We start from the raw sequence: 8,481 nt of genomic DNA, 5'->3' as shown, positions 1-8,481 counted from the left end.
GCGAACAGCCAGTTGAACAAGGCGGTGCGCGCGCCGCCGATGTGCAGAAAGCCGGTCGGCGAGGGCGCGAAGCGCGTCACGACAGCTCGTGGCTCTGGGCTTGCGCTCAAGCGGGGATTCTCCAAGGATGAGGGGCCATGGCGACCCGGGATGCGAGCGGCCCTAGCATAGCGGATGCGCCGCGACCAAGCTGGCGCTGGCCGCGCCTCGACGATCGGCTTGAGGCGCTGTTCGACGCCGAGAAGGACCAGCTCCCGCTCTGGCTTCCCGTCGGCCTCATCCTCGGCATTGCCGCCTGGTTCTGGCTGCCCGATCGCTTCGGATGGATCGCGTTTCTCGCCGCCGCGCTGGCGCTGACTCTCGCCGCGCTTGCGCTCGCGGGCGGCACGCGCTGGGGGCGGGCGCTCGCCTGGTTCGGCGCCGCCGCGGCCTTGGGTTGCGGCCTGATCTGGTGGACCGCCGAGCGCGCCACCGCGCCGCGGCTGGAGCGGGACGGCGTCCACGAATTCACCGCCAGGATCGAAACCGTACAGGCGCTTGCCGCCCAGCGCCTGACCCGGCTGGTCGTCGCGCCGCAGGAGAGCGCGCTGCCGCCGCGCCTGCGCGTGAATGTCCCGGAGCGGATGATGATTGAGGGCCTCGATCCCGGCGCCACCATCCGGCTCCGCGCCTGGCTGATGCCGCCCGCGCCGCCGGCCGCGCCGGGCGCCGACGACTTCGCCCGCCACGCCTGGTTCCAGCGCATCGGCGGCACTGGCCGGGCGCTGTCGATTGCCGTCGTCGCGCCCGCGGCGGGACAGGGCTGGTCGGCGCGCATCGCGGGCTGGCGGCAGCGGCTCGGCGCCCATATCCGCTCGCGCCTGCCAGCGGGGGAGGGCGGCATCGCCGCGGCGCTCGCCACCGGCGACCAATATGGCATCCCCGAGGCCGACGCCGAGGCGATGCGCCGCTCCGGCCTTGCCCATCTGCTCTCGGTCAGCGGGCTGCACATCACCGCCGTCGTCGGCGCGGTGATGCTGGCGACGATGAAGCTGCTCGCGCTGAGCCCAATGCTGGCGCTGCGCCTGCGTCTGATCCTCGTCGCCGCCGGCGCCGGGGCGGTGGCGGGGCTCGGCTACACTTTGTTGACCGGGGCCGAGGTGCCGACCGTGCGCTCCTGCATCGCCGCCTTGCTCGTCCTCGCCGGGGTCGCATTGGGCCGCGACGCGATCACCTTGCGCCTGCTGGCGGTCGGCGCGCTCGTCGTCCTACTCTTCTGGCCCGAGAGCCTGGTCGGGCCCAGCTTCCAAATGAGCTTCGCGGCGATCACCGCGATCGTCGCCCTGCACGAAAACCCGCGCATCCAGGCCCTGCTGTCGCGGCGTGACGAAGGGGGGATTGCCAAGATCGGCCGCTTCGTCCTGGGCCTCGTCCTCACCGGCCTCGCCGTCGAGGTCGCGCTGACTCCGATCGCCTTGTTCCATTTCCACCGCGCCGGCCTCTACGGCGCCGCGGCCAATGTCGTCGCCATTCCGCTCACTACCTTCGTCGTGATGCCGCTCGAGGCGCTTGCCTTGCTGTTCGATCTGGTTGGGCTCGGCGCGCCCTTCTGGTGGCTGACGGGGCAGGCGCTGTCGCTGCTGCTCGGCCTCGCCCACGCCACCGCCGACGCGCCGGGCGCGGTGGCGATGCTGCCCTCGGTGCCGCGCGGCGCCTTCGCGCTGATCGCAGGGGGAGGCCTGTGGATCTGCCTCTGGCGCACGCGCTGGCGAAGGTTCGGCCTGATCGGTGTCGCCGCCGGCGCGCTCTGGGCGCTGGTCACGCCCGCGCCCGACCTGATCGTCACCGGCGACGGCCGCCATCTCGTCCTGCGCGGCGACGACGGCCGCCTCGCTTTGCTGCGCCCTCGTGCCGGCGACTATGTCCGCGACACGCTCGCCGAGCTGTCAGGCGCCGAGGCCGAATATCTGGAACTCGACCGCCTGCCGACCGCCGCATGCAGCCCCGACCTGTGCGTCGCCAATATCGCGCACGGCGGCCGTGTCTGGCGAATCCTCGCCACCCGCACGTCGCATTTCGTCCGCTGGGACGAGATGATCCGCGCCTGCGCCGCCGCGGACATCGTCGTCGCCGACCGCCTGCTCCCGCGCGGCTGCACCCCTCGCTGGCTCCGTGCCGACCGCGCCTTGCTGAGTCGGACAGGCGGGCTCACCGTCACCTTCGGTGAGCGCCCCCACGTCGTCACGGTCGCGCAGCAAGCGGGCCAGCATCCCTGGGCCGGAAGCCGGCGCTGATGGCAGGTCCCAGCTTCAAATCGACCGCTGGACAGGACCCGGTTCCTCAATCCCCTTTGACGCAGGCAAGCTCGTTGCCGCTCGGATCGGTGAACTGGAAGCGGCGTCCTCCGGGGAAAGCGAAGATCGACCGAACGACGGTGCCGCCGGCCTGCTCGATCGCGGTCAGCGCCGCTTCGAGATCGTCGACCTCGATCACCGCCAGCGGGGCTTTCGTCGCCTCGGTCTGGTCGGCCTGGAGGCCGACATCGGTATCGCCGCTCATCGTCGCGGCATAGGTCGGGCCGAAGCGGGTCATCGTCCAGCCGAACACTTGCTCATAGAAGCGTGCGGCGGCATCGATGTCCGCGGTCGGCAGCTCGACATAATTGAGGCGGGCCATGGGACGGCTCCCCCTTGTCTAACAGCTAGTAGCGCCGCAGCAGTCCCGCCAGCTTGCCCTGGATCACGATCTGGTCCTCGCGGTAGCGTTGCGGGTCGTACATCCGGTTGGCCGGATCGAGGCGGATCATCTGGCCTTCGCGGCGATAGGTCTTGAGCGTCGCTTCCTCGTCGTTGATCAGGGCGACGACAATCTCGCCGTCACGCGCCGTGTCGGTCTTGCGGATCAGCGCATAGTCGCCGTCCAGAATCCCTTCCTCGACCATCGAATCGCCCGCCACCTCAAGCGCATAATGCTCGCCGGGCCCGAGCAAAGCGGCGGGGACGGGAAGTGTGTCGGTGCCCTGCAGGGCCTCGATCGGCGTGCCGGCGGCGATCCGGCCGTGGAGTGGGATGTCCATCACGTCGTTGGCGGCGCGCGGGGGCATCTGGGTCACGTTGGACGGCGCAGCGGCGGTGCGCGCTTCGGGCACCTTCAGCACCTCCAGCGCCCGCGCCCGATTGGGCAGGCGACGGATGAAGCCGCGCTCCTCGAGCGCCGAGATCAGCCGGTGGACGCCGCTCTTGGACTTGAGGTCCAGCGCCTCCTTCATCTCCTCGAACGAAGGCGAGACGCCGCTCTCGCTCAGCCTGGAATCGATGTAGAGAAGCAGCTCGTGTTGCTTGCGCGTGAGCATTTGGGTTCCTCCCGATGGAACGTTTGCGGAACGTGTAAGGAACGTTTCGGAGGCTGTCAAGCGTCGCCGCTTTGCTTGGATTTCGGGATCGGGCCGAAGCGCTCGGAGGTCGGAAAAAATGGAACGGGTCAGCATCGCCGAGAAGTTCGCTTTGTTCAGCGAGCATTGGCGGCCGAAGGTGGTCGCCGAACTGAATGGCCAGGAGCTGAAGCTGGTCAAGATCGCGGGCGAGTTTCCCTGGCACAGCCACGAGGTGGACGAGATGTTCCTCTGCTGGCGCGGCCGCTTCCGGCTCGAGTTTCGCGACCGCGCGGTTGAGCTGGCGGCGGGCGAGTTCATCGTCGTCCCGCCCGACGTCGAGCACCGCCCCGTCGCGGAGGAGGAGGCCGAGATCCTGCTGCTAGAGCCCGCCGGCACGCGCAACACCGGCGACATCGTCGACTCGGCCTACACCGCTCCCGACGGCGTCCGCATCTAGCTCAGGCGGGCCGCTGCGCCGCACAGCTTCAGAAAATTGCCGAGCAGGGCATGGCCGTGCGCGCTGGCGATGCTCTCGGGATGGAACTGGACGCCGTGGATCGGCAGCGCGCGGTGGCGGAAACCCTGCACCGTGCCGTCCCCGGCCCGCGCGTTGACGATCAGGCTGTCCGGCACGCTCTCCGCCGCGACGACGAGCGAATGATAGCGCGTCGCCTCGAACGGGGAGGGGAGGCCCGCGAAGACGCCGCTGGCGTCATGCGCGATCGCGCTGGTCTTGCCGTGCATCACCCGCGGCGCCCGCTCGATCCGCCCACCGAAATGCTGTCCGATCGCCTGATGGCCGAGGCAGATGCCAAGCAGCGGCCGCCCCGCCCCGGCGCAGGCCGCAACCAGCGCCAGCGAAGTCCCCGCTTCGTCCGGCGTTCCGGGCCCGGGTGAGATCAGGATGCCGTCGGTTCCGTCCGCAAGCGCCTCTTCGGGCGTCAGCGCGTCGTTGCGGACGACCCGGACCTCGGCGCCCAGTTCCTTCAGATAATGGACAATGTTCCAGGTGAAGCTGTCATAATTGTCGACGACGAGGACCACCGGGCGGCGCCCGCTTCTATTGCAAAGCCCCGGACAGCCGCCGCCGGACGCGCGCAATCGCCTCGTCGTTGCGCTCGACCTCGAAGCGCTGCTCGAGCGCGCGCGCGAATTGCTGGGCCAGCTCCTCGGCCGCCGAATTGTTGAATTCGTTGCGCGTGGTCTGGATCAGCTGCGGCTGGGACGCGGCGTCGCCGGGGGTTCGCTGGGCATGGTGGACGACGAACCAGCCCTGGCCGTTCGGCGCCGGCATGATCCGGGCCCGGCCCTGGGGCAGGCTGAAGAGGGCGAGGAGAGGCGGCGGCACCTGCTGGCCGCCCTGTGCGATCTCCATCCGCTGCATGTTGACGCTTTGCTGGTTAGAGACGCCGGTCTGGCCAGCGAAGGCCTGCGCCGCGGGCGTGCCGCCGTTGAGCCGGCCGACGATCCCGTTCGCGACCGTCCGCGCCCGTTCCAGCGCGCGTTGCTGGATCATCAGCTCGCGCACTTGGTTCTGGATCTGCGCCAGCGGCGGCGGCGCGGCGGCGAAGGTCTGGCCGATACCGAGCAAGGCATAGCGCTGGTTCTGCTGGATTTCCTCGACCACCGGCTCGGGGTTTTCCGGGTCGATCTGGAAGGATTCGGTGATCAGCGGCCTCAATTCGGGAGGGATCACGAACGGCTGGCCGAAGGCCTGGCCGGCCGCAGTCAGCGGCGGCGTCGTGACCAGCTGGAGCCGTTCAGCCTGGGCGATTTCCTCAATGCTCGAGCCGTCCGAAATCCGGTCCTCGATCCGGCCGATCAGGGCGGCGAGCGCGTCGACCGCCTTGCGCTGGGTGATCTGCTGGGCGATCTCGGCGCGCACGTCCTGGAGCGATCGGGCCGGGGTGCGCTGGATCGCCTCGATCCGCACGACGTGGAAGGTGCCCTGCGCCGCGATCGGCCCGACCACCGCGCCCTGCGCCGCCGCGGGCGCGAACGCCGCCTGTGCGATTTCCGGCGCGGCCTGGCCGGCGAAGGCGGGCTGGGTCAGGTTGGGATAGGTGAGGTCGGCCGCGGCGAAGCCGGCGCGCGAGGCGACGTCGGCGAAGCTCGCGCCGCCGCGCAGCTGTTGCACCGCCGCCTGCGCCGCACGCTGGTCCTGCAGCACGAGGTGCTGGAGCGTGCGCGTCTCGCCGGGGCCATAGCGCGCCGCATTCTGCCGGTAATAAGCCTGGATCTCCTGCTCGGTCGCCTGCGCCGCGGCGGCGATCTGCTCCGGGCCGATCACCGCGAAGCGGACGACGCGCCGCTCTGGGATCATGAAGCGGCCGCGATTCTGGTTGTAGAATTGGGCGATCTCGGCGGGGCTGGGGTTGATCCCCTGGGTGAAGGCCGAGGCCTGGACCAGCCCGATCGTGCCCTGCCGCCGCTCGAGCAGCAGGTTCGCATATTGGCGCGCAAGCCCCTCCGGCACGCGCCCGCCGAGCGCGATCGGGCCGAGCAGCTGGCGCTGGATCAGCGAGCGGGCGATGTCCTGCCTCAGCTGCGCCTCGGTCAGATTCTGGCCCGCGAGCGCCTGACGAAAGGTCGCCTGGTCGAACTGGCCGGCGAAATTGCGGAACTGCGGGATGTTGACGATCTCGCGGTCGATCATGCGCTGCGAGGCGACCAGCCCCTGCTCCTCGCCATATTCGGAGACGGCGGCGCCGACGATCATCGAATTGAGGATCTGGTCGAACGCGCCGGAGGCGAGGAAGGTCGCCATGTCGAGCGTCGGCTGCTGCTCGCGCGCCTGGTTGAACTGGCGGGTCAGGATGTCGCTGAATTCCTGCTCGGTGATCGTCGTGTCGCCGACCGTGGCGAGCGTCGTCGCCTGCTGTCCGCCGCCGCCCATGCCGCCCAGCCCGCCCATGCCGTCGGTGCCGAAGCCGGTAATCACCATCGCGATCAGGACGAGGCCGAGCAGGCCGATGGCGAGCCAGCGGGCGAATTTCTTGCGGGCGAAGGAAAGCATGGGGGCGGGGGATCCTGTCGGTGAGGTTTGCGCGGCTCATAGAAGCGCGCTAGGCGCCCGGCAACACCCACGGCTTCAGGAACCCCCATGTCGCTCCGCCGCAAGCTCGTCGTCGGCAATTGGAAGATGAACGGCAATCTGGCGCAGCTCGCCGAGCTCGGGCCGATCGCCGAGGCGGCGCGCGAGGCCGGCGGGGTCGATGTCGGCATCTGCCCGCCCTTCACCCTGATCGCCGCGGCCGGGACCCGCGCCGGCGGCCTGATGATCGGCGCTCAGGATTGTCACGCGAAGGACAAAGGCGCCCATACCGGCTGCACCTCGGTCGCGATGATCAAGGAGGCGGGCGCGCGTGCCGTGATCGTCGGCCATAGCGAGCGGCGCACCGACCAGCACGAGACCGACCCCGAAGTCCGCGCCAAGGCCGAGGCGGCGCTGGCCGGCGGCCTCGTCACCATCGTCTGCGTCGGCGAGCATGCGCTCGACCGCGCCGCCGGGAAGCATGAAGCGGTCGTCTCGAGCCAGCTCGACGGCTCGCTCCCCGACGGCTGGGAAGAAGGCGAGCTGGTCGTCGCCTACGAGCCGGTCTGGGCGATCGGCACCGGCAATGTCGCGACCCCGGCCGACGTGACCGGGATGCACGGCGCGATCCGCGCCGCGCTCGTCGCCCGCTATGGCGATCTCGGCGGCCGCATCCGCATCCTCTACGGCGGCTCGGTTAAGGCCGACAATGCTGCCGAGCTCTTCGCCTGTCCCGAGGTCGACGGCGCCCTGGTCGGCGGCGCGAGCCTCACCGCGGAGCAGTTCGTCCCGATCGTCGAGGCAGCCGCGCCCAGTTAGAGCCCGAGCGCCCGCTCTACGTCCGCATGCACTGTGCGCGACCAGGAAAGCTCGCCTGCGTCGCCGGCATGGGTGAGCACGATGATCGTGATGTCATGCTCGGGGTAATAGTAGATCAGCGAGTTGGCGCCGAAATCCTCGTTGCCGCGGATGAACACCCGGGTCGCGCCGCTGGGCGCGTGGCCGACGAACCAACCCAGCGCCGCGGCGCCCTCGCTGATCGTCGCGCCCTGTACCGGCGCGAACATGAGGTCGGCGCTCGCACGTCTCATCGCCCGGCCGCTGCGCAAAGCGCGTACCCATCTGTACAAGTCGTGCGCGCTCGAAAAGACTCCTTCGCCGCCCCAGAAACCCTGGATCAGGCGTGGCGGCAGCGCGCCCTCGATCGGCGACACCGTCGCCGTCACCTCGCCGCCCGCGAATCCGGTATCGGCAAGGCCCGCCGGCGCCCAGAGCACCGACCGGGCAAATTCGGGATAGCTCATGCCGCTAACCGCCTCGACGACGGCGACGGCGAGCTGGATATTGCTGTTGGAATAGCGGAACCCGCTGCCCGGCGGCCCCGCGAGTGGCTCGGCGAACATCGCGGCGACGGCGGGCGCGCGCTCGCCAAGGCGCTCCGAGACATAGCTCTGGCCGATGCCGGACATGTGCGAAAGCAGTTGCCTGAGCGTAATCGCGGCCTTATCCGCCGGCGCGTCGGGGAAGAAGCGGCTCAATGGATCGTCGAGGCCCAGTCGGCCCTGCTCGACGAGCTTTACCACGGCCGCAGCGACGAACTGCTTGGCGGTCGAGGCTATCCAGAAACGGTCGTCCGCGCCGCGGCTGAGCAGCACTTCATCGCCGCGGGCGGCCAGCACCGCGCCCGAAAATCCGTTCGCCACATGGGCATCGACCAGGGCGCCGAGGTCCGGATCCTGCGGCTGCGTGGTCGCGCAGGCGGGCGCGGCCAGCGCGGCGAGGATGGCCATCCAAAACAAACGCATCGACCCTTCTCCCTTATCTCGCGCCGCGGGTGCTTGAAGCCGGCGGCGCCTGCGTCTATCTCCTCGGCGCGGCCCGGCGCCCGATTAGTACGAAAGCTCCTTCATGTTCCAGTTCCTCCTGATCGTGCAGACTCTCGTCGCGGTGGCGATGATCGCCGTGATCCTGATGCAGCGCTCCGAAGGCGGCGGCCTCGCCGGCGGCGGCAGCCCGTCGGGGATGATGAGCGCGCGCGGCGCGGCGGATTTCCTGACCCGCTCGACCACGATCCTCGCCATCCTCTTCGTCGCCC

10 protein-coding genes are annotated in these 8,481 nt (G+C 69.9%); 4 read left to right on the top strand and 6 right to left on the bottom strand.

Features of this window, described 5'->3' with window-relative positions:
• The coding region (locus ACT4N8_RS05400) for a glutamate--tRNA ligase family protein (protein WP_444857109.1) at nt 1-110 on the bottom strand (110 nt) is incomplete at its 3' end.
• Between the two features lie 27 nt (nt 111-137).
• Here ACT4N8_RS05400 and ACT4N8_RS05395 point away from each other — a divergent pair.
• Nucleotides 138-2,273, top strand: coding sequence for a ComEC/Rec2 family competence protein (locus tag ACT4N8_RS05395; protein WP_444857108.1), 2,136 nt, complete (start codon nt 138-140; stop codon nt 2,271-2,273).
• A gap of 46 nt (nt 2,274-2,319) precedes the next feature.
• Here the strand turns inward: ACT4N8_RS05395 and ACT4N8_RS05390 are convergent, their stop codons facing one another.
• Complete coding sequence (locus tag ACT4N8_RS05390; RefSeq protein WP_444857107.1) at nt 2,320-2,655, bottom strand: VOC family protein; 336 nt, start codon at nt 2,653-2,655, stop codon at nt 2,320-2,322.
• A 25-nt stretch (nt 2,656-2,680) separates the two neighbouring features.
• Nucleotides 2,681-3,331, bottom strand: coding sequence for a transcriptional repressor LexA (lexA, locus tag ACT4N8_RS05385; RefSeq protein WP_444857106.1), 651 nt, complete (start codon nt 3,329-3,331; stop codon nt 2,681-2,683).
• A 118-nt stretch (nt 3,332-3,449) separates the two neighbouring features.
• On the opposite strand from lexA, the gene ACT4N8_RS05380 reads away from it, so the two are divergent.
• Nucleotides 3,450-3,809: a cupin domain-containing protein gene (locus tag ACT4N8_RS05380; protein WP_444857105.1), complete on the top strand. Its 360-nt coding sequence runs from the start codon at nt 3,450-3,452 to the stop codon at nt 3,807-3,809.
• On the opposite strand, the gene ACT4N8_RS05375 is transcribed toward ACT4N8_RS05380, so the two are convergent.
• Both ACT4N8_RS05375 and ACT4N8_RS05370 read right to left on the bottom strand, forming a co-directional pair.
• Entirely contained in the window at nt 3,806-4,396 is a 591-nt protein-coding gene (locus tag ACT4N8_RS05375; protein WP_444857104.1) for an anthranilate synthase component II, read from the bottom strand. The genes ACT4N8_RS05380 and ACT4N8_RS05375 overlap by 4 nt on opposite strands.
• A gap of 16 nt (nt 4,397-4,412) precedes the next feature.
• Entirely contained in the window at nt 4,413-6,368 is a 1,956-nt protein-coding gene (locus ACT4N8_RS05370) for a SurA N-terminal domain-containing protein (protein WP_444857103.1), read from the bottom strand.
• 87 nt (nt 6,369-6,455) lie between these two features.
• Here ACT4N8_RS05370 and tpiA point away from each other — a divergent pair, with 87 nt between their 5' ends.
• Nucleotides 6,456-7,205, top strand: a complete 750-nt coding sequence (tpiA, locus tag ACT4N8_RS05365; protein ID WP_444857102.1) for a triose-phosphate isomerase — start codon at nt 6,456-6,458, stop codon at nt 7,203-7,205.
• On the opposite strand, the gene ACT4N8_RS05360 is transcribed toward tpiA, so the two are convergent.
• Nucleotides 7,202-8,191: a serine hydrolase domain-containing protein gene (locus ACT4N8_RS05360; RefSeq protein WP_444857101.1), complete on the bottom strand. Its 990-nt coding sequence runs from the start codon at nt 8,189-8,191 to the stop codon at nt 7,202-7,204. The two genes, tpiA and ACT4N8_RS05360, sit on opposite strands and share 4 nt — an antisense overlap.
• A 103-nt stretch (nt 8,192-8,294) precedes the next feature.
• Here ACT4N8_RS05360 and secG point away from each other — a divergent pair.
• Nucleotides 8,295-8,481 (top strand): preprotein translocase subunit SecG (gene secG / locus ACT4N8_RS05355; protein ID WP_444857100.1); only part of this gene is annotated, 187 nt, incomplete at its 3' end.

The sequence above is a fragment of the Sphingosinicella sp. genome (assembly GCF_052387495.1).
Classification (GTDB): Bacteria; Pseudomonadota; Alphaproteobacteria; order Sphingomonadales; family Sphingomonadaceae; genus Allosphingosinicella.
The sequence above is the reverse complement of the archived record's forward strand: the minus strand, read 5'-3'. Positions and strand labels throughout refer to the sequence as shown.